Annotated in this window: 30 protein-coding genes; 17 read left to right on the top strand and 13 right to left on the bottom strand. The window is 67.3% G+C overall.

Annotation, left to right across the window (positions count from 1 at the left end; all coding sequences use genetic code 11):
• Nucleotides 1-204: 204 nt before the first annotated feature.
• The 7 genes from OH686_RS18290 (at nucleotide 205) to OH686_RS18260 (ending at nucleotide 4,004) form a co-directional block, all read left to right on the top strand.
• Nucleotides 205-768: an antibiotic biosynthesis monooxygenase gene (locus OH686_RS18290; RefSeq protein ID WP_289534301.1), complete on the top strand. Its 564-nt coding sequence runs from the start codon at nucleotides 205-207 to the stop codon at nucleotides 766-768.
• A gap of 90 nt (nucleotides 769-858) precedes the next feature.
• A complete protein-coding gene (gene folM / locus OH686_RS18285; protein ID WP_289534299.1) occupies nucleotides 859-1,566 on the top strand; it encodes a dihydromonapterin reductase in 708 nt (235 codons plus the stop codon).
• A 10-nt stretch (nucleotides 1,567-1,576) separates the two neighbouring features.
• Nucleotides 1,577-2,131 (top strand): GTP cyclohydrolase I FolE, encoded by a 555-nt coding sequence (gene folE, locus OH686_RS18280; protein WP_137971323.1) that lies wholly within the window; start codon nucleotides 1,577-1,579, stop codon nucleotides 2,129-2,131.
• A complete protein-coding gene (gene folX, locus OH686_RS18275; protein WP_289534298.1) occupies nucleotides 2,132-2,503 on the top strand; it encodes a dihydroneopterin triphosphate 2'-epimerase in 372 nt (123 codons plus the stop codon).
• A gap of 160 nt (nucleotides 2,504-2,663) precedes the next feature.
• A complete protein-coding gene (locus OH686_RS18270) occupies nucleotides 2,664-2,957 on the top strand; it encodes a DUF1244 domain-containing protein (RefSeq protein ID WP_289534297.1) in 294 nt (97 codons plus the stop codon).
• The gene (locus OH686_RS18265; RefSeq protein ID WP_256662104.1) at nucleotides 2,957-3,295 is read left to right on the top strand and encodes a HopJ type III effector protein; all 339 of its coding nucleotides are present in this window, start codon (nucleotides 2,957-2,959) and stop codon (nucleotides 3,293-3,295) included. The genes OH686_RS18270 and OH686_RS18265 overlap by 1 nt, the downstream gene beginning before the upstream one ends.
• A gap of 121 nt (nucleotides 3,296-3,416) precedes the next feature.
• Nucleotides 3,417-4,004: a putative glycolipid-binding domain-containing protein gene (locus OH686_RS18260; RefSeq protein WP_289534296.1), complete on the top strand. Its 588-nt coding sequence runs from the start codon at nucleotides 3,417-3,419 to the stop codon at nucleotides 4,002-4,004.
• A gap of 58 nt (nucleotides 4,005-4,062) precedes the next feature.
• On the opposite strand, the gene OH686_RS18255 is transcribed toward OH686_RS18260, so the two are convergent.
• On the bottom strand, nucleotides 4,063-4,893 hold the full coding sequence (locus OH686_RS18255) for an ATPase (RefSeq protein WP_289534295.1): 831 nt from the start codon (nucleotides 4,891-4,893) through the stop codon (nucleotides 4,063-4,065).
• A 231-nt stretch (nucleotides 4,894-5,124) separates the two neighbouring features.
• On the opposite strand from OH686_RS18255, the gene OH686_RS18250 reads away from it, so the two are divergent.
• Both OH686_RS18250 and OH686_RS18245 read left to right on the top strand, forming a co-directional pair.
• Complete coding sequence (locus OH686_RS18250; protein WP_289534294.1) at nucleotides 5,125-5,457, top strand: hypothetical protein; 333 nt, start codon at nucleotides 5,125-5,127, stop codon at nucleotides 5,455-5,457.
• Between the two features lie 78 nt (nucleotides 5,458-5,535).
• The gene (locus OH686_RS18245) at nucleotides 5,536-6,348 is read left to right on the top strand and encodes a SirB1 family protein (RefSeq protein ID WP_289534293.1); all 813 of its coding nucleotides are present in this window, start codon (nucleotides 5,536-5,538) and stop codon (nucleotides 6,346-6,348) included.
• A gap of 43 nt (nucleotides 6,349-6,391) precedes the next feature.
• Here OH686_RS18245 and OH686_RS18240 read toward each other — a convergent pair whose 3' ends face one another.
• From OH686_RS18240 to OH686_RS18205, 8 genes are all read right to left on the bottom strand, one after another.
• Complete coding sequence (locus OH686_RS18240; RefSeq protein ID WP_289534292.1) at nucleotides 6,392-7,159, bottom strand: crotonase/enoyl-CoA hydratase family protein; 768 nt, start codon at nucleotides 7,157-7,159, stop codon at nucleotides 6,392-6,394.
• A 114-nt stretch (nucleotides 7,160-7,273) separates the two neighbouring features.
• Nucleotides 7,274-8,185 (bottom strand): SDR family oxidoreductase, encoded by a 912-nt coding sequence (locus OH686_RS18235; RefSeq protein WP_289534291.1) that lies wholly within the window; start codon nucleotides 8,183-8,185, stop codon nucleotides 7,274-7,276.
• A gap of 109 nt (nucleotides 8,186-8,294) precedes the next feature.
• Nucleotides 8,295-8,912 carry a hypothetical protein gene (locus OH686_RS18230; protein ID WP_289534290.1) on the bottom strand — a complete coding sequence of 206 codons (618 nt, stop codon included), beginning with the start codon at nucleotides 8,910-8,912 and terminating at the stop codon, nucleotides 8,295-8,297.
• A gap of 125 nt (nucleotides 8,913-9,037) precedes the next feature.
• Complete coding sequence (locus OH686_RS18225; protein WP_289534289.1) at nucleotides 9,038-9,568, bottom strand: DUF1569 domain-containing protein; 531 nt, start codon at nucleotides 9,566-9,568, stop codon at nucleotides 9,038-9,040.
• The gene (locus OH686_RS18220) at nucleotides 9,547-10,452 is read right to left on the bottom strand and encodes an alpha/beta fold hydrolase (RefSeq protein WP_289534288.1); all 906 of its coding nucleotides are present in this window, start codon (nucleotides 10,450-10,452) and stop codon (nucleotides 9,547-9,549) included. The genes OH686_RS18225 and OH686_RS18220 overlap by 22 nt, the downstream gene beginning before the upstream one ends.
• On the bottom strand, nucleotides 10,449-11,225 hold the full coding sequence (locus OH686_RS18215) for a class II aldolase/adducin family protein (RefSeq protein ID WP_289534287.1): 777 nt from the start codon (nucleotides 11,223-11,225) through the stop codon (nucleotides 10,449-10,451). Before OH686_RS18215 ends, OH686_RS18220 begins: the two co-directional genes overlap by 4 nt.
• Nucleotides 11,226-11,321: 96 nt before the next feature.
• Complete coding sequence (locus OH686_RS18210; RefSeq protein WP_289534286.1) at nucleotides 11,322-11,789, bottom strand: cupin domain-containing protein; 468 nt, start codon at nucleotides 11,787-11,789, stop codon at nucleotides 11,322-11,324.
• Between the two features lie 265 nt (nucleotides 11,790-12,054).
• Nucleotides 12,055-12,504, bottom strand: a complete 450-nt coding sequence (locus tag OH686_RS18205; protein WP_137971309.1) for a flavodoxin — start codon at nucleotides 12,502-12,504, stop codon at nucleotides 12,055-12,057.
• Between the two features lie 164 nt (nucleotides 12,505-12,668).
• On the opposite strand from OH686_RS18205, the gene OH686_RS18200 reads away from it, so the two are divergent.
• The 5 genes from OH686_RS18200 to OH686_RS18180 all read left to right on the top strand — a co-directional run bounded on the left by OH686_RS18200 (nucleotide 12,669) and on the right by OH686_RS18180 (nucleotide 16,850).
• Entirely contained in the window at nucleotides 12,669-13,277 is a 609-nt protein-coding gene (locus OH686_RS18200; protein WP_289534285.1) for a PilZ domain-containing protein, read from the top strand.
• Nucleotides 13,278-13,421: 144 nt separating this feature from the next.
• Nucleotides 13,422-13,985 carry an alkyl hydroperoxide reductase subunit C gene (gene ahpC / locus OH686_RS18195; protein ID WP_192397773.1) on the top strand — a complete coding sequence of 188 codons (564 nt, stop codon included), beginning with the start codon at nucleotides 13,422-13,424 and terminating at the stop codon, nucleotides 13,983-13,985.
• A gap of 136 nt (nucleotides 13,986-14,121) precedes the next feature.
• On the top strand, nucleotides 14,122-15,678 hold the full coding sequence (ahpF, locus tag OH686_RS18190; RefSeq protein WP_289534284.1) for an alkyl hydroperoxide reductase subunit F: 1,557 nt from the start codon (nucleotides 14,122-14,124) through the stop codon (nucleotides 15,676-15,678).
• Nucleotides 15,679-15,769: 91 nt separating this feature from the next.
• On the top strand, nucleotides 15,770-15,988 hold the full coding sequence (locus OH686_RS18185) for a DUF3820 family protein (RefSeq protein ID WP_137971305.1): 219 nt from the start codon (nucleotides 15,770-15,772) through the stop codon (nucleotides 15,986-15,988).
• 91 nt (nucleotides 15,989-16,079) lie between these two features.
• Nucleotides 16,080-16,850: an SDR family oxidoreductase gene (locus OH686_RS18180; RefSeq protein WP_289534283.1), complete on the top strand. Its 771-nt coding sequence runs from the start codon at nucleotides 16,080-16,082 to the stop codon at nucleotides 16,848-16,850.
• Between the two features lie 9 nt (nucleotides 16,851-16,859).
• Here OH686_RS18180 and OH686_RS18175 read toward each other — a convergent pair whose 3' ends face one another.
• The 4 genes from OH686_RS18175 to OH686_RS18160 form a co-directional block, all read right to left on the bottom strand.
• Entirely contained in the window at nucleotides 16,860-17,912 is a 1,053-nt protein-coding gene (locus OH686_RS18175) for an aldo/keto reductase (protein WP_289534282.1), read from the bottom strand.
• A 29-nt stretch (nucleotides 17,913-17,941) separates the two neighbouring features.
• Nucleotides 17,942-18,553, bottom strand: a complete 612-nt coding sequence (locus tag OH686_RS18170; protein WP_289534281.1) for a cysteine hydrolase family protein — start codon at nucleotides 18,551-18,553, stop codon at nucleotides 17,942-17,944.
• Nucleotides 18,554-18,716: 163 nt separating this feature from the next.
• Nucleotides 18,717-19,100: a response regulator transcription factor gene (locus OH686_RS18165; protein WP_192397779.1), complete on the bottom strand. Its 384-nt coding sequence runs from the start codon at nucleotides 19,098-19,100 to the stop codon at nucleotides 18,717-18,719.
• Nucleotides 19,101-19,193: 93 nt separating this feature from the next.
• Nucleotides 19,194-19,829 (bottom strand): response regulator transcription factor, encoded by a 636-nt coding sequence (locus OH686_RS18160; protein WP_289534280.1) that lies wholly within the window; start codon nucleotides 19,827-19,829, stop codon nucleotides 19,194-19,196.
• Nucleotides 19,830-20,146: 317 nt separating this feature from the next.
• On the opposite strand from OH686_RS18160, the gene OH686_RS18155 reads away from it, so the two are divergent.
• The 3 genes from OH686_RS18155 (at nucleotide 20,147) to OH686_RS18145 (ending at nucleotide 23,865) form a co-directional block, all read left to right on the top strand.
• Nucleotides 20,147-20,665 (top strand): hypothetical protein, encoded by a 519-nt coding sequence (locus OH686_RS18155; protein WP_289534279.1) that lies wholly within the window; start codon nucleotides 20,147-20,149, stop codon nucleotides 20,663-20,665.
• 13 nt (nucleotides 20,666-20,678) lie between these two features.
• The gene (locus OH686_RS18150; protein ID WP_289534278.1) at nucleotides 20,679-21,503 is read left to right on the top strand and encodes an alpha/beta fold hydrolase; all 825 of its coding nucleotides are present in this window, start codon (nucleotides 20,679-20,681) and stop codon (nucleotides 21,501-21,503) included.
• Between the two features lie 262 nt (nucleotides 21,504-21,765).
• Entirely contained in the window at nucleotides 21,766-23,865 is a 2,100-nt protein-coding gene (locus OH686_RS18145; RefSeq protein WP_289534277.1) for a PAS domain-containing sensor histidine kinase, read from the top strand.
• Nucleotides 23,866-23,918 lie beyond the last annotated feature (53 nt).

Below are 23,918 nucleotides of genomic sequence, written 5' to 3'. Positions count from 1 at the left end.
CGCACCCGCGCTGCAAAGAAGCCCGGCCTCAGTGCCGGGCTTTTTCTTTTGCCCGACCATTGGCCGAATTGCCACGGACACGCCTCTAGTCATCCTCCATAAATGGCAATAACATTGACCTAATTCTATGTTCCGCCATCACCCCGGCGGACCATACCGCGCACCGCCCTATCCGGGCCGCGCCTGTCGCTGTGGAGATACACGATGTCTACCGATCCGGTCACCATGCTGGTGGCACGCCGCGTTCCGCGCGAGTGCTTCCAGGATTTCCGCGCCTGGCTGCACGAAGGCCAGCAACTCGCCGCCGACTTCCCCGGCTACCTCGGCTCCGGCGTCCTCGCCCCACCGCCCGAAGACGACGAGTTCCAGATCATCTTCCGCTTCGCCGACTCCGCCACTCTCGCCGCCTGGGAGCATTCCGCCTCGCGCCGTGCCTGGCTGCAGCGTGGCAGCGGCCTGTTCGCCCAGCCCCATGAGCGCCGGGTCAGCGGCCTGGACGCCTGGTTCGGCAACGCTCTGCGCCGCCCGCCGCGCTGGAAGCAGAGCGTGGCCATCTGGCTGGCGTTCTTCCCGGTGTCGCTGGCCTTCAACCTGATGTTCGGCGGCTTCATGGCCGAGTGGCCGCTGGTGCTGCGCGTGCTGCTCAGCACCCTGCTGCTCACGCCGCTGATGACCTACTGGTTCATCCCGCTCTCCACCCACCTCCTCGATCCCTGGTTGCAAGGTCGCCGCGTGCGCCAGGCGGACGAAGTGCTGCAGACGCCCTGAAGCGGCGCTTTCCCCCACGCTGCGCATGGTTGTAGCGCAGCGGGGCCTGGGGTTTACTTGGCCGATCCGGTCTGATCGACGAGCCCCGCAATGACTGCCCCTGCCCCCATCCTGATCACCGGCGCCGGCCAGCGCCTCGGCATGCACTGCGCCGAGCGCCTGCTCGACGACGGTCAGCCGGTGATCTTCAGCTACCGCAGCGAGCGCGAGGGCGTGCAGCGCCTGCGCAAGCGCGGCGCCATCGCGCTGCAGGCGGACTTCGCCAGCGAGGCCGGCATCCTCGCCTTTATCGAGCAGCTGAAAGGCACCACCGAGCGCCTGCGCGCCATCGTGCACAACGCCTCGGACTGGGAGACGGAAACCCCGGGCCACGAGGCCGAGGTGTTCCAGCGCATGGTCAGCGTGCACATGCTCGCGCCCTACCTGATCAACCTGCACTGCGAGGCGCTGCTGCGCCACGGCGGCCCGGCGGACATCGTCCACCTCGGCGACGACGTCTCGCGCAAGGGCAGCGCCAAGCGTCCCGCCTACTGCGCCAGCAAGGCCGGGCTGGACAGCCTGACCCAGTCCTTCGCCGCGCGTTTCGCCCCGGCGATCAAGGTCAACGGCATCGCCCCGGCGCTGATCCAGTTCAATGAGGGCGACGATGCCGAGTACCGCGCCAAGCGCCTGGCCGAGACGCCACTAGGCTTCGAGCCCGGCGCCGAGGTGATCTACCAGAGCCTGCGCTACCTGCTGGACAACCCCTACGTCACCGGCACCACCCTGACCGTCAACGGCGGTCGCCACCTGGTCTGAGGACCGCACCATGAACCTGCCGCAGCACTACCGCGAAATCCTCCTCGGCCTCGGTGAAGACCCGCAGCGGGAGGGCCTGCGCGACACGCCCGAGCGCGCCGCCAAGGCCATGCAGTACCTGTGTCACGGCTACGCCCAGTCGCTGGAAGAGATCGTCAACGGCGCGCTGTTCGCCTCGACCAGCGACGAGGTGGTGATCGTCCGCGACATCGAGCTGTACTCGCTGTGCGAGCACCACCTGCTGCCCTTCATCGGCAAGGCCCACGTCGCCTACATCCCCACCGGCAAAGTGCTGGGCCTGTCCAAGGTGGCGCGCATCGTCGACATGTACGCCCGCCGCCTGCAGATCCAGGAGAGCCTGACCCGGCAGATCGCCGAAGCTATCCAGAGCGTCACCAACGCCGCCGGCGTGGCCGTGGTGATCGAGGCGCAACACATGTGCATGATGATGCGCGGGGTGGAAAAGCAGAACTCGCAGATGCTCACCTCGGTTATGCTGGGCGCCTTCCGCGAGTCCAGCAACACTCGCCAGGAATTCCTGCAACTGATCGGACGGAGCAAGTAAATGCCGCGACTGGAACCTGGGATGGCGCGCATCCGGGTCAAGGACCTGCGCCTGCGCACCTTCATCGGCATCAAGGAGGAGGAGATCAACAACAAGCAGGACGTGTTGATCAACCTGACCATCCTCTACCCGGCCGACGAGGCCGTGCGTGACAACGACATCGACCACGCGCTGAACTACCGCACCATCACCAAGGCGGTGATCCGCCACGTCGAGGAAAACCGCTTCGCCCTGCTCGAGCGCCTGACCCAGGAGATCCTCGACCTGGTCATGGCCAATCCGCCCGTGCGCTACGCCGAGGTGGAAGTGGACAAGCTGCACGCCCTGCGCTTCGCCGAGTCGGTATCAATCACCCTCGCCGCCCACCGCTGAGAAGCGGCCCAAAGTCTGCTGCGCGTCGGCCATGCGTCGTTGGGAAAGGGCCTCGGGTGCTCATTTACGTCATGTAAACTCCGCGCCCTCGCCCCTTTCCCGCCTAGCCTGGCTCTAGCTCGCGAGACTTTGAATCCGCTTCCGATGACAAGGAGCCTGTATGACCGAACAACAACGCCTCGAGCTGGAAGCCGCCGCCTTCCGCCGCCTGGTCCAGCACCTGCGTGAACGCAGCGATGTGCAGAATATCGACCTGATGAACCTCGCCGGTTTCTGCCGCAACTGCCTGTCCAAGTGGTACAAGGCCGCCGCCGATGAACAGGGCGTGGCCGTCGACATGGAGCAGGCCCGTGAAGTCGTCTACGGCATGCCCTATGCCGAGTGGAAAGCCCAATACCAGAAAGAAGCCACTGCCGAGCAGCAGGCCGCCTTCGACAAAGGAAACCAGCACTGATGAGCCTGCAAGACTTCCGCGCCCGCCTGCACGGCGAGCAATTCCAGTTCGCCGAGACCCTGGCCTTCGTCGCCGAGCACTACGACTACCAGCCCAGCGCCTTCCGCAACGGCGCCGTGGAGAGCGCCGCCGGGCAGAACGAAGGTTCGTGCAAGACCCTCGGCCTGGCCCTGCTCGAAGGCCTCAGCCTGGAAGAGACCCTGCGCGCCTTCGGCGAGCACTATCGCTCCGTGCTGGCCACCCCAGAAGGCAACGACCACGCCAATATCCGCGCCCTGCAGGACACCGGCCTGGGCGGGGTGCAATTCGCCCAGCAACCGCTCAAGCGCAAGGCCTGAGTGCGCAACAAGCTGCGCATCTGTCGGCTTTGGCTGACAGACAGCGCGCAGCGAGCGCCGTATTCTCTGTCCCATCTAGCGCGGCAGGATGCCGGCGCGCCTTGAGCGGAGGAGTGCAAGGATGCAACAGAGCCTGGTCTGGAAGCCCTGGACCAACCCCGGCGTCGAACACCTCAACCTGGATATCGCCAGCGACGGGGTGAATGCCAGCAGCCACCTGATGCAGAGCATCCGTGGCAACAGCATCGTCGCCACCTATACCCTCAAGTACGACGAGCGCTGGCGCTTCCGCCGCCTGTGGCTGAAGGTGGACAACCACGGCCAGCGCAGTCTCGACCTGCATCGCGACATCCGTGGCAACTGGTTTCTCGACAGCCGCCTGCGCGAGGACCTCGCCGAGTGCCAACAGGTGATGCTGTCCGCCTCACCCTTCACCCACACCCCGCTGCTGCAGCAAGGCGCCCTCGCCGTCGGCGACAGCGAACGGGTCTCGGTGGCCCATGTCGACCTGCTCAGCCTGCGGGTCGAGGCGCGCCAGCAGCGCTACCAGTGCCTGCACCGCCAGGCCAGCCACGCCGTGTACCTGTGCGAAGCCGAGGGCCACGCGCCCTGCGAGCTGACCCTGGACGACGGCGACCTGCTGGTCCAGGCCATCGACCAGTTCATCCGCACCAGCCGGCAGACGCTGCGCCACGCCAACTGCGCCTAGGCCAAGTCGCCAGAATGAAAAAGCCCCGCCTAGGCGGGGCTTTTTACATCTGCAGGGTTTAGCGGCTGTTGAGCTGCTGCTGCAGGTTCTGCACCTGGGCCTGCAGGCCGTTGATGTTGCGGGTGACCTGGGCGCGGAAGGCATCGAACTCGGCGGTGTTGTTGCTCGGCGCCGGACGGTTCTCCAGTTCGCTGCGCAGCACCAGCAGGTCCTGCTCCAGGCTGCGCACGGCCTGGCTCTGATCGCCCCTCTTCTTCAGTGCCTCTATATCGGCGGCCTGGCCCTTGAGTTGCTCCTGCAGCTTGCCGACACCGGCCAGGCCACTCTTCTGCTCGCTGGCCAGCTTGTCCAGCTTGCCATCGAACTGGGCAGTCGAGCTCTGCTGGGTCTTCAGGTCGGCGGCCAGCTGGTCGATACGCTTGCCCTGCCCGCTCTGCTGGCCGGCCACGTTCTGCTGCTGCTTGCTCAGCTCGGCCAGCTTGGTCTCCAGCTGCTTGACTCGCAACTTGAGGGCCTCGCTGTCGCTGGTGACGCTGGACTCGGTGGCCACCACCTTGCCGGAGATGTCCTGGATACGCCCAGCGGCCTCCTCGCTGATGCGAGCGAAGGCGTCCTGGGTCGCCACTATCGACTCCTGCATGTGCAGCACCTGCTGGTAGCTCCACCAGCTCAGGCCACCCAGGGCGATGACCAGCGCGCCGATCAGCGCCCACAGCGGCCCGGTGCCGAAACCACGGCGCCGCTCCACCTGCGGGTAGCTGGGCGCGTTGCTGCGGGATGCATGGCTCTGGGCGGGCGCCTGGTAGCCGAGCTGATAGTCGTCACGGTCGCGCGGATCGGTGGTCAGGCTGGGCACATGGTCCAGTTCGTCGTGGGCGTCGTTGCGCATAGAAACCTTCAGAAATACGGAAAGGCAGAACGGATGGCGGCCAGTATACCCGGTTCGCTGGCTCGCCTTCAGCGGGCGCCAGACCAGTGCAACCTGCACCAGCGTCGGGCAGTCGGCCGCCTATGGACCTGTGAAGGCCCGCACAGTTCGCCGCTCCGGCGTTCTGGTATGCGCCTTGCTTTGGCCTGAACCTGAGTCTTCGCGCCGAGCAACCGATACGAGGGAGCCGTCATGGAACTGAACAAAGCCGTTCTCGATTGCATGCAGTCGCTGCGACGCCGTCTGCGCGAGGAATTGTCCGTGGACATCCGCCTGAGCCAGCCGGACGCGGTCGAGGCCATGCTCCTCGCCTGCCTGCGCTCGAGCGATCAGGACACCCGCAGGCTGGGCATCCGCCTGGCCGAGCTGAGCGACAGCGCCGCGGCAGCCCCCGTACCGGCCCATCCGGCGCGCCAGTATCGCGGCCACGAGCTGCCGGCACAGCCGAGCGCGCCCCAGGACATCGAGGCCGAACAGCGCGGCCACTCGGTGCGCATGTACCGCGGCCAGCGCGTCTACGCCTGAGCCGCGCGCGGAAAGTGACTGGACGAGCCGAGCCGGACGGGCAATAGTCTGCTCACGCGTCTCGTCACGGAGAACCGCATGACCGCTCGTCCCGCCTGGCTGACCTGTGTGGAATCCGACCCGCCCGCGCTGCTGCGGGCGGCCCTGTACATCGCCGCCGAGCATGAGCCGACGCTGCAGCCGGAGCAGGTGCTGCGCGAATTCGCCAACCTGCGCCAGCAGGTAGCCGCCGGCCTGCCCAACCTGGCCGGCCCGGACCTGGCCCAGCCGCTGCTGCGGCGCCTGGGCGAGCTGGACTTCCACGAAGACGACGACCTGCCGCTGCGCCCGCGCGCCGCACTGCTGCACCAGGTGCTGCAACGCCGCCGTGGCCAGCCGCTGTCGCTGGCGCTGATCGCCCTGGAGCTGGCCCAGCGTCTGGATATTCCGCTGCAGGCGGTGAATTTCCCCGGCCACCTGCTGCTGCGCGTGCCCGGCGCCGACCACCTGCTCGATCCCTGCAACGGCCGCCGCCTGTATACCCGCGACTGCCGCGAGCTACTGGCCCGTGTCGCCGGCCCCGGCGCCGAGCTGGGCGCCAGCCATTTCCAGGTGTGTGACGGACGCGCCTTGTTGCTGCGCCTGTCGCGCAACCTCTGCCACCTGCACGGCGCCGCCGGCGACCATATGGCCGCGCTGAAGGACGCCGAGCGCATCATCCTGCTGGCGCCGCCGAACAGCAGCGACCACCTGCTGCGCGCCGCCATCTACCACGAACTGGACTGCCCGCAGGCCGAGCGCTTCGACCTGGAGCGCGCCCTGCTGCTGTGCGACGACGAGCAAGATCGGGTGCGCCTAGTCCAGCGCCTCGACGAACTGGGCCGCATGGGGCGCACGCCGGCGCTGCACTAGGCCGTTCGACGCGCGTAGTACAGCGCACCAATATCTGTCTCGCTCAGAACTCGCCGTGGCGACCGGCGCCCTCGCTGAAACGCCGCGCGCCGGCACGGGTCTCGCCGCTCTCCACCACCGCCATGCCGCCGCGGAACTCGGCACGCAGGGCCGCGTCCAGCGGCAGCTGCCACTGGCCGTAGGCGCTGGCGCGGTCGGCCAGCATGCAGCGCTGCGGAAAACCGGCGATCTCCAGCGCCAGGGCCTCGGCCACGGCTCGCGCCTGTCCCGGCGGCGTCAGCCGGTTGACCAGGCCCATCTGCAGCGCCTCCTCGGCATGCACCGCACGCCCGGTGAGGATTAGGTCCAGCGCCCGGCCCTGGCCAATGATGCGCGGCAGGCGCACGGTACCGCCGTCGATCAGCGGCACGCCGAAGCGCCGGCAGAACACGCCGAGCACCGCGTCCGTCGCCATCACCCGCAGGTCCGCCAGCAGCGCCAGCTCCAGGCCGCCGGCCACGGCATGGCCCTCGATGGCGGCGATCAGCGGCTTGCTCAGCTGCATGCGACTGGGTCCCATGGGGCCATCGCCCTCGACCTGCAGCCGATTGCTGCGCTCGCCGCCTTCGGCCACCGCGCCCAGGTCGGCGCCGGCGCAGAAGGTGCCGCTGCTGCCGGTGAGCACCGCCACCCGCGCCGAGTCATCCGCCTCGAAAGCCCGCAGCGCTGCGGCCAGGGCGTCCGCGGTGGGCCGGTCCACGGCGTTGCGCACCTGCGGTCGGTCCAGGGTGAGGATGGTGACCGGGCCGTTGTGTTCGACGATCAGGCTCATGGCGGGCTCCAGAAGGCGGAAACGAAAAAGGCCGGCATCGCTGCCGGCCTTCAACTTAACTCCGCGCCGCCGGGAAAACAGCCCGCTGGCCGAATCCCCCGTGTCGCTGGCGGATCAGCCCGCGTGCTTCTGCAGGTTGGCCATCATCTCGCGCAGGGCGGTGACGTTGTCGTCCGGGTGCGCCGCGCCTTCGAAGTCGCCGATCTGCTTCCAGCTGTCCGCCACGTCTTCCGGGCTGAAGCCAGTCTTCGGATCGAAGCCGGCGCCCAGGCTGCGCTCCCAGCGCACCTTGCCCATCCAGCCGCCGCCGACTTCGTAGAGGCCGCCGGTGTCCTGGCACTGGTTGCTGCCCAGGTACACCACCAGCGGGCTGACCAGTTCCGGTTTGAGCTGCTCGAACACCTGAGGCGGGATCAGGCCCTCGGTCATGCGCGTGCCGCCGGTGGGAGCGATGGCGTTGACCAGCACGTTGTTCTTGCGGCCCTCGATGGCTAGGGTACGGGTCAGGCCATACAGGCCCAGCTTGGCCATGCCGTAGTTGGACTGGCCGAAGTTGCCGTAGATGCCGGAGGTGGAGGCGGTGAAGATCACGCGGCCGTACTGCTGCTCGCGCAGGTGTTCCCAGGCGGCGCGGGTGACCTTGTAGGCGCCCTCGACGTGGACCTTGTAGACCAGGTCCCAGTCGGCGTCTTCCATCTTGTGGAAGGACTTGTCGCGCAGGATGCCGGCGTTGTTCACCACCACGTCGATGCGGCCGAAGCTGTCCAGCGCGCACTGCACGATCTTGCCGCCATCGGTCACCGAATCATGGTTGGCCACGGCCTCGCCACCGGCGGCGCGGATCTCGGCCACCACCTTGTCCGCCGCCGAGGCGTTGGCGCCCTCGCCGTGGGTGCTGCCACCCAGATCGTTGACCACCACCTTGGCGCCATGCTTGGCGAACAGCAGCGCGTGGGCGCGGCCCAGACCGCCGCCGGCACCGGTGACTATGACCACTTGATCTTGGAAACGGATGGCGTCGCTCATGAGGGCTCCTCGGCAGTCTGCGAAACCCCGAGTTTCAGGCAGATACCGCTCGCCCCACAAGGCGCGCGGCCTGCCTGAATGACGGCCGATAATGCGACCTTATGCGTGGTTACTGACCACCACTGGCCGCGCCACCACCAGCAGCGCCGCCGCCAGTACTGCCACCACCCGTGGCACCGCCACCAGTAGTACCACCACCGGTGCTGCCGCCCGAGGTGCCGCCACCGGTGGTTCCGCCGCCCGTGGTGCCGCCCGTGCTGCTGCCGGTACCGGTGCCAGTCCCGGTGCCGCCGCCGGTAGTACCGGGCGCGGTGCTGCCCGAGCCGGTACCAGTACCCGTGCCAGTGCCAGTGCCAGTGCCAGTGCCGGTACCCGTACCGGTGCCATTACCGATTCCGCTGCCGCTGTCAGTACCGGTCCCGGTACCGGTTCCACTGTCGTTACCCAGGCCGGTGCCATTGCCCGTGCCGGGACCGTTCATGCCGGGGGCATCGTTGCCCAGGCCACTGTCATTGCCGACGCCATTGTCGGTGCCGGTCGGCGAGCCGGGGGTAAAGGTGCCGGTATCGCTGCCATTGGGCGAAGTATTGCCCGGCACCTCCGCCGGCGTGGGCGAAGTCGAGCCGGGTACGGTCGGGCCGGTGGAATCGGTTTCGGCCAGGGCAGGCAGGGAAAGACCGGTCAGCATGGCGCTGAACAGCAACGCGGAAAGCGGTTTCTTGTTCATGGGTATCACCTCGAAGATGGAGTGCATACCCTGAAAACGACTGCGCCGCCTGCGCCGATGTTCGAGTCGTTGGATCAACGGTCGTCAGGCGAGACGGCGCTTGCAGGCCTCTGGAAGGCCAGAAATCAGGCCGGCTTGATCAGGCTCAGGTGGTTGTACAGGTGCATCACGTGAGCCTGGGCGTATTCCGCATGGTCGAGGGCGCCATAGGCGAAGTGCGGCTTGAGCTCGCCCTGGTGCGCGGCGAAACGCTCGAAGGCCAGCTGCAGGCGCTGCAGGGCCAGTTCCTGGCTGGCCGGCTCGGCCAGCGGGGCGGCGCCGGGAATGGCCTCGGTCAGCGGATGGCGCATGGCGCCGCGGGCGCTGAACACGGCGAAGGCGGCCGGGCCGACGCTGTGGCGGAACCAGGCCGGCTTCAGCTCCGGATAGCCGTCCAGCGAATACTCGATGCTCTGTGCGCAGTGGTTGAACACCTCGGTCGGGGTCCAGCCCTGGATGCTGGTCAGCGCCTGGCCCTTGAGGCCGGCCAGCACCTGGCGTGCGCCATCCAGGCTCAATGCCGCCGGTGCGGCGCCGCTGGGCAATGCCCAGAACCGGGCGCCCAGCGCCACCACGCCGCCCACGGCGGCGCCTTTCAACAGAGTGCGTCTTTGCATGCCAGCGCCTCCCAGCGTTCACGGAATTCCAGATAGTGAGCGAGCACCTCTGCGGGTGCCTCGGTCTGCGGATAGTGGCCTATGGCTTCCAGCAAAACCGTGTCAGGGTTGGCGATCAGCTCGCGATAGCGCGCCACCATATGTGCGCCGGAGATCGGGTCGAGCGCGCCGTCGATCACCCGCAGCGGCACCGCCGTCTCCTGCATCGCCGCGACCCAGCGCTCGCGATTGACGCGGCGATCGAGGATGTAGTGGATCAGCCGGTGCATGACCTTGGGCCCATCGTTGTGCGCGATCAGCTCCCAGAAGGCGTCCAGCTCGCTGTCGCTGGGCGGCGTCTGCGGGCCGAATACCTTGGTCAGGTTGGCCTTCAGCTTGCTGCGCGAGAACAGCCTGCCGAGCAGCGGCCCGAGCGGGCTGAGCAGCAACTTCTGGGTTAGCACCGGGCGGTGGGTCTCGGGGAACAAACCGCCATTGAGGAACACACAACTGGCCAGTTGCAGGCGGTCTTCCTGATGACGGGCGATCAGCTCCTGGGCCACGCTGTCGCCGTAGTCATGGGCCAGCACATGCAGCGGCCCACCGATGCCCAGATGGGCCAGCAGCGCCTGCTGCAGGTCGGCCTGCTCCAGCAGGCTGTAGACATGCTCGCGCGGCTTGGCCGAGTAGCCGAAGCCGAGCATGTCGCAGGCGATCACCCGGTACTTGGCCGCCAGCGGCTGCCACAGGTAGTGCCAGTCCCAGCTGGCGGTGGGGAAGCCGTGAATCAGCAGCAGCGGCTCGCCCTCGCCCGCCGTCCAGTAGCGGATGGCCTGGCCGTTGAAACTGAAGCCGCGACTGCGCGAACGCCAGTCGTCCAGGCCGATGCCCGGCAAGGTGCTCACTCGGCGTAGCCCGGCATCTGCGCATCGAGCTTGCGCAGCAGCGCCGGCCAGGGCAGCGCGCCGCCCATCCCGGTGGGGCTCTTCATCACGCCGGCGATCATCGCGCGGGCGCCATCGAGGATCTGCTGCGGAATATGGATCAGCTCCGTGCCGCCGCTCTGCGCCATGACCTGGATCTCGCAGGCGCGCTGCAGGGTGAACATGCCGAGGAAGGCGTCGGCGATGCTGCCGAAGGCGGTGAGCAGGCCATGGTTGGGCAGGATCATGAAGTTCTTGTCGCCCAGGTCGTGCTGCAGGCGGCTCTTCTCGTCGTGGTTCAGCGCCACCCCTTCGTAGCCGTGGTAGGCCAGGCTGGCGAGGACGAACAGCGACTGTTGCGACAGCGGCAACAGGCCCTGCTTCTGCGCGGAAACGGCGATGCCGGCGGCGGTGTGGATGTGCAGCACGCAGGCCACGTCGTGGCGCACCTCGTGCACGGCGCTGTGGATGGTGTAGCCGGCCGGGTTGATGTCGTAGGGGCTGTCCATCAGCTTCCTGCCGGCCAGGTCGATCTTCACCAGGCTCGACGCGGTGATCTCGTGGAACATCAGGCCGTAGGGGTTGATCAGGAACTCTTCGCTGCCCGGGATCTTCGCCGAGATATGGGTGAAGATCAGGTCGTCCCAGCCATACAGGGCGATCAGGCGGTAGCAAGCGGCCAGGTCGACGCGGGTCTGCCATTCGGCAGCGGAAACCTGACTCTTCACATCGGGGAGATTGAGCGGAGCGTTCACGGCGGGTACCTCGGCATTTGTCGTTGTGCCGAGGAGTCTAGCGAGCGACGGGCCACCCACCAGTCGCCTTGCAGGCCAGCCTAGTGGCCGAGCGGGTCAAAGCAGCTCGGGATAGTCGCCCGCCAGGCGCGGCCAGAGCGCCAAGGCCGCCGCATCATCGGCCAGCAGGCGAAAGCCGTCGAAGCGAAACTCCGGCGCCACCGTGCAGCCCACCAGGGTGAAATCGCCCAGGCTGCGCGCGGCCTGCCAGGCCTGCGCCGGCACCACCCGCTGCGGCAGCTGGTCGGCCGTCACCGGGCCGAGCCGCTCGCTGTGCACCCGGTCCGGCGTCTGCGCGACCAATAGCTCCAGCGGCGCGCCCTCGTGGTAATGCCACAGCTCGTCCGCGTCGACCCGATGCCAGCGACTGACCACGCCGCCCGGCAGCAGGAACAGGATGGCACTGGACGCGGCGCGACCATCGGCATCCCGCCACGCGGAGGTGAACAGGCGCCGGTAGTAGCCGCCCTCGGGATGCGCGGCCAGCTGCAGCTCGCGGATCAGTTCGGCGGCGCGCGGGGGCATTAGGGTCTGTTCTCGCTTCGACGCGAGCCGCGTTGCAGAGTCAAATTGCGCCAGGTTAGGCGCGGGACGCAGGTAATGGTCATTCCCTTATCAAGTCCCGCAACAACACATGGCGCAATTTGACGCGCAACCCAAAGGGACGGGCCAGTTTTTGTGTGGCGCGTTGTTACTCGTCGCTCATTTGGAATAACCAAACCTCTGTCCTCGCGCCTAGCTCCACACAAAAACCGGCTCCGTCGCGGCCGCGGCGAAGCGAGAACAGACCCTACCCTTTCAGCACCTGAGCCAGCTCGGCCAGCCAGGGCATGGCGTCCTCTTCCGGCGTCACCGACTCGCTGGAATCCAGGCGCAGCATCGGCTGTACCTCGCGCATGCCCAGTTCCAGCAGCAGTTCGCGCATCTGCTCGCCACCACCGCAGAATACGTCGTAGCTGGAGTCGCCCAGGGCGATCACCGCGCCGGCCAGGCCGCTCCAGGCCGGGAAACGGTCACGGATGGCGTAGTAGAGGTTCTGGATATTGCCGGGCAACTCGCCCATGCCGGTGGTGGACGTGACCACCAGGATCGCCTCGGGAGCGAAGGCCAGCACCTCATCCAGCGCCACGCCGGGCTTGTGCCAGGCCTCGAAACCGGCACCTTCCAGCACCTGGACGGCGCGACGGGCGACTTCTTCGGCGGCCCCGTAGACCGAACCGGACAAAATGGCGACTTTCATGCAGCACTCCGCAGATTCCAGAAAAAACGCCGCGCATTATGCCGCATGTCGCCTGCCGGGGAACTCACCCGGCGTGCAGCCGTCCCACCCCATGTGTTCGTCCGCCTCCAGAAGGCGCATTTCTTGCTTGCAGTATCTGGCGAGCAGCCCTCGGAGGGGCCCCCATGTCCGAGCAACCTACCCTGTCCAGCGAAGAGCTGAACTTCATCAGGGAAGTCTTCAACAGCCAATTGATTGGCAAGCCTTTGCCCATTCCCGCCTTCAAGGTGGACGGCGGACCCCAGGCCAACGCCCTGCTCGCCCGCCTGGGCAGCCACGCCAGGCTCAGCCTGGAGGCGCAGATGGATGGTTGCCGGATGACTTTTCCGCTGCAGATGGTGGAAGACGAACTGCACGGCCTGCAGCTGGAAATGGGCGCGCCAAGCATCTTCGAGGACGGTGCAGTCCGTCGCCCGTGGCGCCTGGAACTTGACGAACCACTGGCCCTGCGTGACGTCGGCGGTGCCGAAAGCGGCCTGCTGGTCTATGAATTGGCGCCCACCAGCCTGGTGCTGGGCTCGCCCATGCGAGAGCCGCCGGAGAAATTCAGCCTGTGGCTACCGCTGCCGGGGCAGGAAAGCCTGCCGATTAAGGGCCAGCGCATTCGCCGCATCGGCCGCCATCGCGCCGCCTATGGCCTGCAGGTGCAACACGGCGAACATGCCGAGCGCATCCGCCAGTACATATTCGAGCAGTATCGCCAGCGACATCCGCAATTGCAGATCGCCGGCTGAGCGTCATAGATCGCTGCCACTCTTTAGATGCAGGCACATAGACCGAACCAATCGTCTTGATGCCTTCATTCAATTTAGCGATTACGGATACTGCGGTTAGTATGCGCAGCATCAAGTTACCAACCCCCAACAGGAGTTCTCTCAATGTCCCTGATCAACACCCAGGTTCAACCGTTCAAGACCACCGCTTTCCACAACGGCGAGTTCGTCGAAGTCACCGAGCAGAGCCTGAAAGGCAAGTGGTCCGTCCTGATCTTCATGCCGGCTGCCTTCACTTTCAACTGCCCGACCGAGATCGAAGACGCCGCCAACAACTACGCCGAGTTCCAGAAGGCCGGTGCCGAGGTGTACATCGTCACCACCGACACCCACTTCTCGCACAAGGTGTGGCACGAGACTTCCCCGGCCGTTGGCAAGGCCAAGTTCCCGCTGATCGGTGACCCGACCCACCAGCTGACCAACGCTTTCGGCGTGCACATTGCCGAAGAAGGTCTGGCTCTGCGCGGCACCTTCGTGATCAACCCGGAAGGCGTGATCAAGACCCTGGAGATCCACTCCAACGAAATCGCTCGCGACGTCTCCGAGACCCTGCGCAAGCTGAAAGCCGCCCAGTACACCGCTGCCAACCCGGGTCAGGTTTGCCCGGCCAAGTGGAAAGAAGGCGAGAAGACCCTGGCTCCGTCGCTGGACCTGGTCGGCAAGATCTAAGTATCTGCCCGGGGCCGTCCTGGCCCCAACCGTCTTGCGCTTCGCGGGCTGAGATCCAGCCCTCCAAGTGCCCGAACGCCCGGGCGCGATCCGCCCGGGCGTTTGTTTGTCCGAAATTCGTAATAGGAACCCCGTCATGTTGGATGCCACTCTTAAAACCCAGTTGCAGGCCTACCTCGAGAAGGTCACCCAGCCGTTCGAGATCGTCGCGTCCCTCGATGACGGCGAGAAGTCCCAGGAACTGCTCGGACTGCTCAAGGACATCGTCGGCCTGACCGACAAGATCACCCTCAAGACCGATGGCAGCGATGCGCGCCGTCCGTCCTTCGCCCTGGTTCGTCCGGGCGCCGATATCGGCGTGGCTTTCGCCGGTATCCCCATGGGCCACGAGTTCACCTCGCTGGTGCTGGCCCTGCTGCAGGTCGGCGGTCATCCGTCCAAGCTGGACGCCGAGACCATCGCCCAAATCCAGGCCATCGAAGGCAAGTTCGAGTTCGAGACCTACTTCTCGCTGTCCTGCCAGAACTGCCCGGACGTGGTCCAGGCGCTGAACCTGATGGCCGTGCTCAACCCCAACATCCGTAACGTATCCATCGACGGCGCGCTGTTCCAGGAAGAAGTCGAGCGCCGCCAGATCATGGCTGTACCGAGCATCTACCTGAACGGCGAAGTGTTCGCCTCCGGCCGCATGGAAGTGAAGGAAATCCTCGCCAAGATCGACACCCAGGCCGGTAGCCGCGATGCCGAGAAGATGAGCGCCAAGGAAGCCTTCGACGTTCTGGTCATCGGTGGTGGCCCGGCCGGCGCCGCGGCGGCCATCTACGCCGCGCGCAAGGGCATCCGCACCGGCGTCGCCGCCGAACGTTTCGGTGGCCAGGTGCTGGACACCATGGCCATCGAGAACTTCATCTCGGTCAAGGAAACCGAAGGGCCGAAGCTGGTCCGCGCCCTGGAAGAACACGTCAGGGAATACGAAGTCGACATCATGAACCTGCAGCGCGCCAGCGCCCTGGTGCCGGCCAGCAGCGAGGGCGGCCTGCATGAAGTGCAGTTCGACAATGGCGCCTCGCTCAAGGCCAAGACCGTGATCCTCTCCACCGGCGCGCGCTGGCGCGAGATGGGCGTGCCCGGCGAGCAGGAATACAAGGCCAAGGGCGTGTGCTTCTGCCCGCACTGCGACGGCCCGCTGTTCAAGGGCAAGCGCGTGGCGGTGATCGGTGGCGGCAACTCCGGCGTTGAAGCGGCCATCGACCTGGCCGGCCTGGTCGCCCACGTGACCCTGCTGGAATTCGCCGACACCCTGCGTGCCGACGCCGTGCTGCAGAAGAAGCTGTACAGCCTGCCCAACGTCACCGTGATCAAGAGCGCGCAGACCACCGAGGTCAAGGGCGACGGGCAGAAGGTCACCGGTCTGGTGTACAAGGACCGCACCAGCGACGCCGTGCATACCGTCGAGCTGGAAGGCATCTTCGTGCAGATCGGCCTGCTGCCCAACAGCGACTGGCTGAAGGGCACCGTGGAGCTGAGCCGCTTCGGCGAGATCATCGTCGACGCCAAGGGCGCCACCAACATCCCCGGCGTGTTCGCCGCCGGCGACGTGACCACCGTGCCGTACAAGCAGATCGTCATCGCCATGGGCGAAGGCTCCAAGGCCTCGCTGAGCGCCTTCGACCACCTGATCCGCACCAGCTGATCGCCGCCACACGACAAAAGGGCCCTAAGGGGCCCTTTTTCATGGGCGTCGCTCAGGGCACACTGCGCCCTCCTCCGCCTACGGCTCGACCATGAATCCCGAAGACCTCCTCCTGCTGGTCACCCGCACCATGCCCTTCGGCAAGTACCAGGGCCGGCTGATCGCCGACCTGCCGGGCAACTACCTCAACTGGTTCGCCCGCGAGGGCTTTCCCAAGGGCGAGATCGGCCGTCTGCTGGCGCTGATGCAGGAGATCGACCACAACGGCCTCAAGCCGCTGCTGGAGCCGCTGCGCCAGGGCAAACGCTGATGCCCCGGCATTTGCGCCGGCTATAAGCGCCGCGTCCACCGGCCGCCTCGTTTAGGGTACGGACTCGTCCCATCACCTTCGAGGAATCGCCATGCATCCCTATTTCAGCCTGCAGGGCCGCACCGCCCTGGTTACCGGCGGCAGCCGCGGCATCGGCCGGATGATCGCCCAGGGCCTGCTCGAAGCCGGCGCCCGGGTGTTCATCTGCGCCCGCGATGGCGCCGCCTGCCTCCAGGCTGCCGAGGAGCTGTCGGTGCATGGCGAATGCATCGGCCTGGCCGCCGACCTCTCCGGCGAGGAAGGCGCCCGCGCCCTGGCCGAGGAGCTGAGCGGCCGCATCGGGCAGCTCGACATCCTGGTCAACAACGCCGGCACCACCTGGGGCGCGCCGCTGGAAAGCTACCCGGTGAAAGGCTGGGAGAAGGTCATGCAGCTCAACGTCACCGCCGTGTTCAGCTGCATCCAGCAACTGCTGCCGCTGCTGCGCAAGGCCGGCAACCCACAGAGCCCGGCGCGTGTGATCAACATCGGCTCGGTGGCCGGCATCAGCTCGTTCGGCGAGCAGGCCTACGCCTATGGTCCGAGCAAGGCGGCGCTGCACCAGCTTTCGCGCATCCTGGCCAAGGAGCTGGTGGGCGAGCACATCAACGTCAACGTGATCGCCCCCGGGCGCTTCCCGAGCAAGATGACCAAGCACATCGCCGGCGACGAGGCGGCCATGGCCGAGGACGTGGCGCACATACCGATGCAGCGCTGGGGCCGCGAAGAGGAGATGGCCGCGCTGGCCATCAGCCTGTGCAGCGCGGCCGGCGCCTACATGACCGGCACCATCATCCCCATCGACGGCGGCTTCAGCCTCTAGCCGTTTCCCTCAAACCACCGGCAGCGTCGGCCACTGCAGATCGCGGCCGCCGGCGAAGGGTTCACGCATCTCCGCCGCCTGCTCGTGGGGCACGCCCAGCGGGATAGCGCTGGCGGCGCTGAGGCGGGCGAACTGCTCGTCGCTCAGGCTCACCTGCAGGGCGCCGAGGGTGCCATCGAACTGCTCGCGGGTGCGCGAGCCGAGGATCGGGATCAGCGTGGTGCCGGAGCGCCGCGCCTTGTGCAGCAGCCAGGCGATGGCCACCTGGGTGGCGCTGCGGCCCTGTTCCTCGGCCACGCCGAGCAGCGCATCGAGAATGGCGGTGTCGCGGGCACTCTTCTCGCCGTGCACCAGCATGCCCAGCTTGGTCGCGCGGCTGTCGTCGTTGCCGGCGCGGTACTTGCCGGTGAGGAAGCCGCCGCCCAGCGGCGACCACTGGGTGACGCCCAGGCCCAGCGCTTCGGCCATCGGCAGCAGCTCGCGGTCGGCGCTGCGCTCGGCCAGGCTGTATTCCAGCTGGATGCCCACCAGCGGCGCCCAGCCGCGCAGCTCGGCCAGCAGGTCGGCGCGGGCGATGCGCCAGGCGGGGAAGTTGGACAGCCCGGCGTAGTGAATCTTGCCGGCGCTGACCAGGTCGTCGAAGCCGCGCAGTATCTCGTCCATCGGCGTCATGCCGTCGGTGATGTGCGCCCACAGCAGGTCGAGGTGATCGGTGTTGAGCCGCTTAAGGCTCTCCTCCACCGCGCGCACCAGGTTCTTGCGGTTGTTGCCGGTATGGGCGATGCCGGCGCCGGGCGCGGTGCCCAGGCCGTACTTGGTGGCCAGCACGAAGTCGTCGCGCTGGCTGCCGAGAAACTCGCCGAGCAGCACCTCGGCCTGGCCGGCCTGGTAGCCGTTGGCCGTGTCGAAGAAGTTGCCGCCGGCCTCGACGTAGCCGTCGAAGATCCGCCGCGCCTCGTCGCGCTCGGCGCCGTGGCCCCAGCCGGTGCCGAAGTTGCCGGTGCCCAGGGCCAGTTCGGAAACACGCAGGCCGCTGCGGCGGCCGAAGGTGGTGTAGCGCATGTCTGTTCTCCCGTGGAGGGTCGAAGCACTCAGGCCAGGGCGGCGGTGACTTCGGCGGTGGTGAGGATGGCGTGGGCGAAGGTCGGCCCGTTGATTTCATGGGCGGCGTGCAGCGCCTCCTCGGAGAAGGCCGCCGTGGCATCGCGCACCAGGGTCACGTGGTAGCCCAGCTCGGCGGCGAAGCGCGACGTGGCCTCGATGCAGGTATTGGCCAGCAGACCGATGACGATCACCTGGCGCACGCCGTGCTGCTTGAGCTGCAGGTCCAGGTCGGTATTGGCGAAGCCGCTGCCGCCCCAGTGTTCCTGCACCACCACGTCCTCGTCATGAGGCTGGAAGTCCGGGTGCCATTCGCCGCCCCAGCTGCCGACGGCGAATACCTGGGCCCGCGCGGCGCCCAGCTGATAGGGGCTGGGATGCAGCCAGCCCTGGAAATCGCCGGGCCGCGCCCGGTGGTGCGGCACGTAGAACACGCGGATGCCGGCCTGGCGCGCGGCGGCGACCACGGCGCGCAGGTTGGCCAGGGTGCCGAGGCGGTCCGCCACCGGCTTGGCCAGCCCGGTGAGCTTGCCGCCCTCGCTGAGGAAGTCGTTGTAGGGGTCGACCAGCAGCAGGCCGGTGTCCTGTTTCGAGTAGCTCATGATGCACTCCAGGGATAGGGGCGGTGCCAGTTCAGCGCCGCGGGGTACCTTCACTTGGCGGTGATTGCCCAGGGCCGGTTGATCCAGGCTGCAGCCATGGTCGCGCGGCGCCGCGGACGGCACCATCAGACCGCGGTTCAGCCGGCTCATGCCTTGGTATAGGTCAGGGCAGACAGCTACCGGCGCCGCTCAGGGCCAAGGCGACGCAGCTCAGCAGTTGCTCGGCGGCGAAGGGTTTGCACAGCAGGCAAACCGCGCCACTGGCGCCGGCGCGGGCCAGCAGTTCGCGCTCGGTGCGGGCGGTCATCAGGATGATGCGCGCGGCGGCATCGCCGGCCAGCAGCCGGTCGGTGAGGTCGATGCCGCTCATGCCGGGCATCTGGATATCGCTGACCACGCAGGCGAAGCGCGCGGCATCGCCGGCCAGGAAGTCCTCGGCGCTGGCGAACAGCTCGGTGCGATAACCCTCGGAGCGCAGCAGGCTGGCGGTGGCCAGGCGCACCGATTCGTCGTCGTCGATGATGGAAATCAGCGGAGCTTCGGACACAGGCTCATCCCGGCAGGCCAACGCGGCGGAGGGTCGCGTGTCAGTTGCCTGCAGCTTGGCGCGAAGCGGACGGTTTGCAAATCATACGGAAGTTCATGTGCGCGCCGTGCCGTCGCGTTCCAGCTGCAGCACGCCGGCCATTTTTACCAGCTCGGCCAGCGAGCGCGCCTGCATCTTCTGCATGGCGTGGCCGCGGTGGATCTTCACGGTGATCTCGCTCAGGCCCAGCTCGGCCGCCACCTGTTTGTTCAGCTTGCCGGTGGTGACCAGCGCCATCACCTGGCGCTCGCGCGGGCTGAGGCTGGCGAAGCGTTCGTGCACACCGGCGACGTCGCGGTTCTGCGCACGACGCTGGCGGTCACGGTCCAGGGCGGTGGCCACCGCATCGAGCATGTCCTGGTCGCGGAACGGCTTGGTCAGGAAGTCCACGGCGCCGGCCTTCATGCTGCGCACCGACATGGAAATGTCGCCGTGGCCGGTCATGAACACCACCGGGATGGGGTTCTTCAGCTCCAGCAGTTGGCTCTGGAAATCCAGGCCGCTGCGCCCCGGCAGGCGCACGTCGAGCACCAGGCAGGCGGGCTGCTCGAGCAGTTCGGCGTCGAGGAATTCCTGGGCCGAACCGTATTGCCGGGTGGCCAGGCCGACCGAGCGAAACAGGCTGTCCAGCGCGGCGCGCAGGGACGCATCGTCATCGACTATGTGCACCAGCCCCACGGCTTCCGGCATCGCGCCCTCCTCGCTCGACGACCCCGACGGCGGGGTCGCCAAGGATTCTAGCCTCGCTAAACGCGCAGCGTCGGCGTCCCCCATACCAAGGTATGAGCGCAGCACGCCACGCCGTCCGGGCCCGGCGCGGGGATCTGCCGTTCGCCTCATACCTAGATATGCCCCGGCATGCCCCTTCGTAGAATGGTGGCGCCGGTGCCGGCCTTCTTATAGTCGGCAGCACGGGCCGGCAGTGTGGCCCACGACGGCATCCCACCGTGCAGTAGCCCCAGGCAGACGGCGACGCCCCATGCGGTTCATCTGCTGGAGGTCCGAGCATGGCCAATCCACTTTCCACCCTGGGCATTCTGCACACCGCCCTCAGCCTGGTGCCGGTGCTGGCCGGCTTCTATGCCTTCGCCCGCCACGGACGCATCCCGCCGCATGGCGCGCTCGGCAACAGCTACTGGTACGGCATGCTCGGCTCGGTGCTGACGTCCTTCGGCCTGTCCAGCACCGGCGGTTTCAACAGCGGCCACGCCATCGGCATCCTCGTCGTGGCGGTCATCCTGCTCGCCCGCCAGGCCATGCGCCTGCAGCGCCTGGGCAACGGCCGTGCCTACCTGGAAACCGCCTGCATGAGCTTCAGCTTCCTGCTGCTGATGATTCCCGGGCTCAACGAATCCCTGTCGCGCCTGCCGCCGTCCGCGCCCATCGGCAACGGACCCGATTCCCCCGAGGTGAAGCTGGCCATCCTGGCCGCGCTGCTCCTCTTCCTGGTCGGCCTCGGCTACCAGTGCCTGCGCCTGCGCGCGCGGCACGCCGGGCCGGGCCAACCCCAGTGCAACCATCCCTAAAGGAGCATCCCGCATGAGCACCATCACCACCCGCGACGGCGTCGAGATCTACTACAAGGACTGGGGCAGCGGTCAGCCCATCCTGTTCAGCCACGGCTGGCCGCTGAACGGCGACAGCTGGGAGTCGCAGATGCTGTTCCTGGCCAACCACGGCTACCGCGTCATCGCCCACGACCGCCGCGGCCACGGGCGCTCCAGCCAGCCGTGGGACGGCAACGACATGGACCACTACGCCGACGACCTGGCCGAGCTGATCGAGACCCTCGACCTGCATGACCTGATCCTGTTCGGCTTCTCCACCGGCGGCGGCGAAGTGGCGCGCTACATCGGCCGCCACGGCACCAAGCGGGTGGCCAAGCTCGGCCTGATCTCCGCCGTGCCGCCGCTGATGCTGAAGACCGAGAGCAACCCGGACGGCCTGCCCATCGAAGTGTTCGACGGCATCCGCGCCGGCTCCCTCGCCGATCGCTCGCAGCTGTACAAGGACATCGCCGGCGGCCCGTTCTACGGCTACAACCGCCCGGGCGCCAAGCCGTCCCAGGGCATCATCGATGCCTTCTGGATGCAGGGCATGCAGGCCGGGCACAAGAGCGCCTACGACTGCATCGCCGCCTTCTCCGCCACCGACTTCCGCGAAGACCTGAAGAAGTTCGACGTGCCGACCCTGGTGCTGCACGGCGACGACGACCAGATCGTGCCGATAGGTGCCGCCGCCCTGGCCTCGGCCAAGCTGATCGCCGACGCCAAGCTGGTGGTCTACCCCGGCGCGCCCCACGGCCTGGCCGACACCCACAAGGACCAGCTCAACGCCGACCTGCTGGCATTCATCAAGAGCTGAAACCGCGCACGCCGCCGCCCGCACTGCGCGGCGGCGGCGTGCGGCCATAGCCCGCCTGCACCAGTTAGCCCGGAGCCGTGCAGCTGCAGCTGCCCGGCACATCCCTACCGCCGCCCTGCGTGGCGGTTCTCACCCTAGACCAAAGTCGTACAAGACAACCTGTCTCCAGCCGCTACGCTTGAAGGTTCAGGTGTGGCGTGCACGCCATATCCCGGCAATCGACCTGTCGGCCATGGCCAGTGGCGCCGGCGCGGGAGGAGCAATGCAAGGGCACGACTGCGGCGCCTCGGCCGAGTTCGACGAGGCCCACGCAACGAAGGACGCCATGCTCGGCGTGGACCTGCTGGAGCTGGTCGACGAGAGCATCTTCCTGCGCGACCTGAACGGTCGCATCCGCTACTGGAACAAGGCCTCCGAGGAGCTCTATGGCTGGAGCAGCGCCGAGGCGCTCGGCCAGCCGGCCCACGACCTGCTGGGCTGCCAGCACGCCGAAGCGCTGGCCAGCCTGAACCAGAAGGTGCTCGACGACGGACGCTGGAGCGGCGAGCTGAGCCGGCGCCGCGCCGATGGCCGCGAGCTGCTGATCGAGACCCGCTGGTCCCTGCGCCGCGATGCCAGTGGCGCGCCCCAGGCGATCGTCGAGAGCGGCCGCGACATCACCGCGCGCAAAGCCACCGACCTGATCCTGGCGGAGAGCGAATACCGCTACCGCAACCTGTTCCAGGCCATGGCCGCATCGTTCTGGGAGCTCGACTTCACCGCCGTCGGCGCCATGGTGCGCAGTCTGTACAAGAGCGGCGTCAGCGACCTGCGTACCCACTTCCGCCAGCATCCCGAACTGGTGCGCGAAATGATGCTGGCCACCCGCGTAATCGACGTCAACGAACAGACCGTGCATCTGTTCGGCCGCGGCACCAAGGCCGAGCTGCTGACCACGGTGGAGCCGTTCTGGCCCCAGGCCAGCTCCGCGGTATTCGCCGAAAGCATCATCGCCGCGGTGACCAAGGCGCCCAGCTACGTCAAGGAAACCCGCCTGCGCACCATCGACGGCAAAGAATTCGATGTGCTGTTCACCGCCTCCTTCCCGCCGGAGAACATGCAGAAGGGCATCCTCATGGTCGGCGTCATCGACCTCTCCGCGCGCAACCAGGCCTACGCCGCCCTGGAGCAGAGCGAGTCGCGCTATCGCAACCTGTTCGAGGTGATGGCGGTGTCGTTCTGGCAGCTCGACTCCAACGGCACCAACCGCCTGTTCGCCGAGCTGCGCGAACAGGGCGTGAGCGACCTGCCCGCCTACATCGACCAGCATCCCGAGTTCGTCCGCCGGGCCATGGACGCGACCCTGGCCATCGACGTCAACCAGCGCACCCTGGAGCTGTACGGCGCCCGCGAGCGCGGCGAAATGCTCGGCTCGGTCAGCCGCTTCTGGATACCGGGGCACGACGAGGCCTTCCGCCACAGCCTGGAAGCCGCCTGGCGCCGCGAGCCGGGCTACCTGGCGGAAACCAAGACCCGCACCCTGGATGGCCGCGAGCTGGATGTGCTGTTCTTCGTCACCGCGCCGCCGGAGATGCGCGAGCGCGGCATGGTGCTGGTGGGCAACATCGACATCAGCGAACTGGTGGCCTCGCGCAACGCCCTGCAGCGCATGCAGTCCGACCTGGCCCACGCCGCGCGCATCTCCATGCTCGGCGAGCTGACCGCCTCCATCGCCCACGAGGTGAACCAGCCATTGGCGGCCATCGCCACCTATGGCGAGGCCGGCCTGCGCTGGCTCGGCCGACCGCAACCGGATCTCGACGAAGTGCGCGACCTGACCCAGCGCATGGTCGGCGACGCCCGCCGCGCCGCCGAGATCATTGCGCGCATCCGCGGCATGGCCCGCCAGCAGAGCCCGGAGCCGCAGCCCCTGTCGCTCAACGCGCTGGTCAAGGAAGCGGCCGCCTTCCTGCGTCACGAACTGCAGAGCCAGGGCGCGACCCTGCGCCTGGACCTGGAAACCGGCCTGCCGCGCCTGCGTGGCGACCGCACCCTGCTGCAGCAAGTGCTGGTCAACCTGCTGGTCAATGCTTTGCAGGCCATGACCCAGGCCGACTGCGCCACACGCAGTATCGTCCTGTCGACCCGGCGCCTGGATGAGCAGCTGCAACTGCGGGTGCAAGACAGCGGGCCGGGCATCGCCGCCGAGCATGTCGAGCGCCTGTTCGACAGCTTCTTCACCACCAAGCGCAACGGCATGGGCATGGGCCTGCCGATCTGCCGCAGCATCATCGAGAACTGCGGCGGCAGCATCGAGGCCGAACCGCGCCCCGCCGGTCAGGGCGCCTGCTTCGTCATCCGCCTGCCGCTGCCGAGCACCTGAGGCAATTTGCCACGAGGCTGCCGAGGTAGAATCTTCTTAGAGTGAACACAGAA

This window comes from Pseudomonas sp. SO81 (genome assembly GCF_030374125.1).
In the GTDB taxonomy this organism is placed as follows: domain Bacteria; phylum Pseudomonadota; class Gammaproteobacteria; order Pseudomonadales; family Pseudomonadaceae; genus Aquipseudomonas.
The sequence above is the reverse complement of the archived record's forward strand: the minus strand, read 5'-3'. Positions and strand labels throughout refer to the sequence as shown.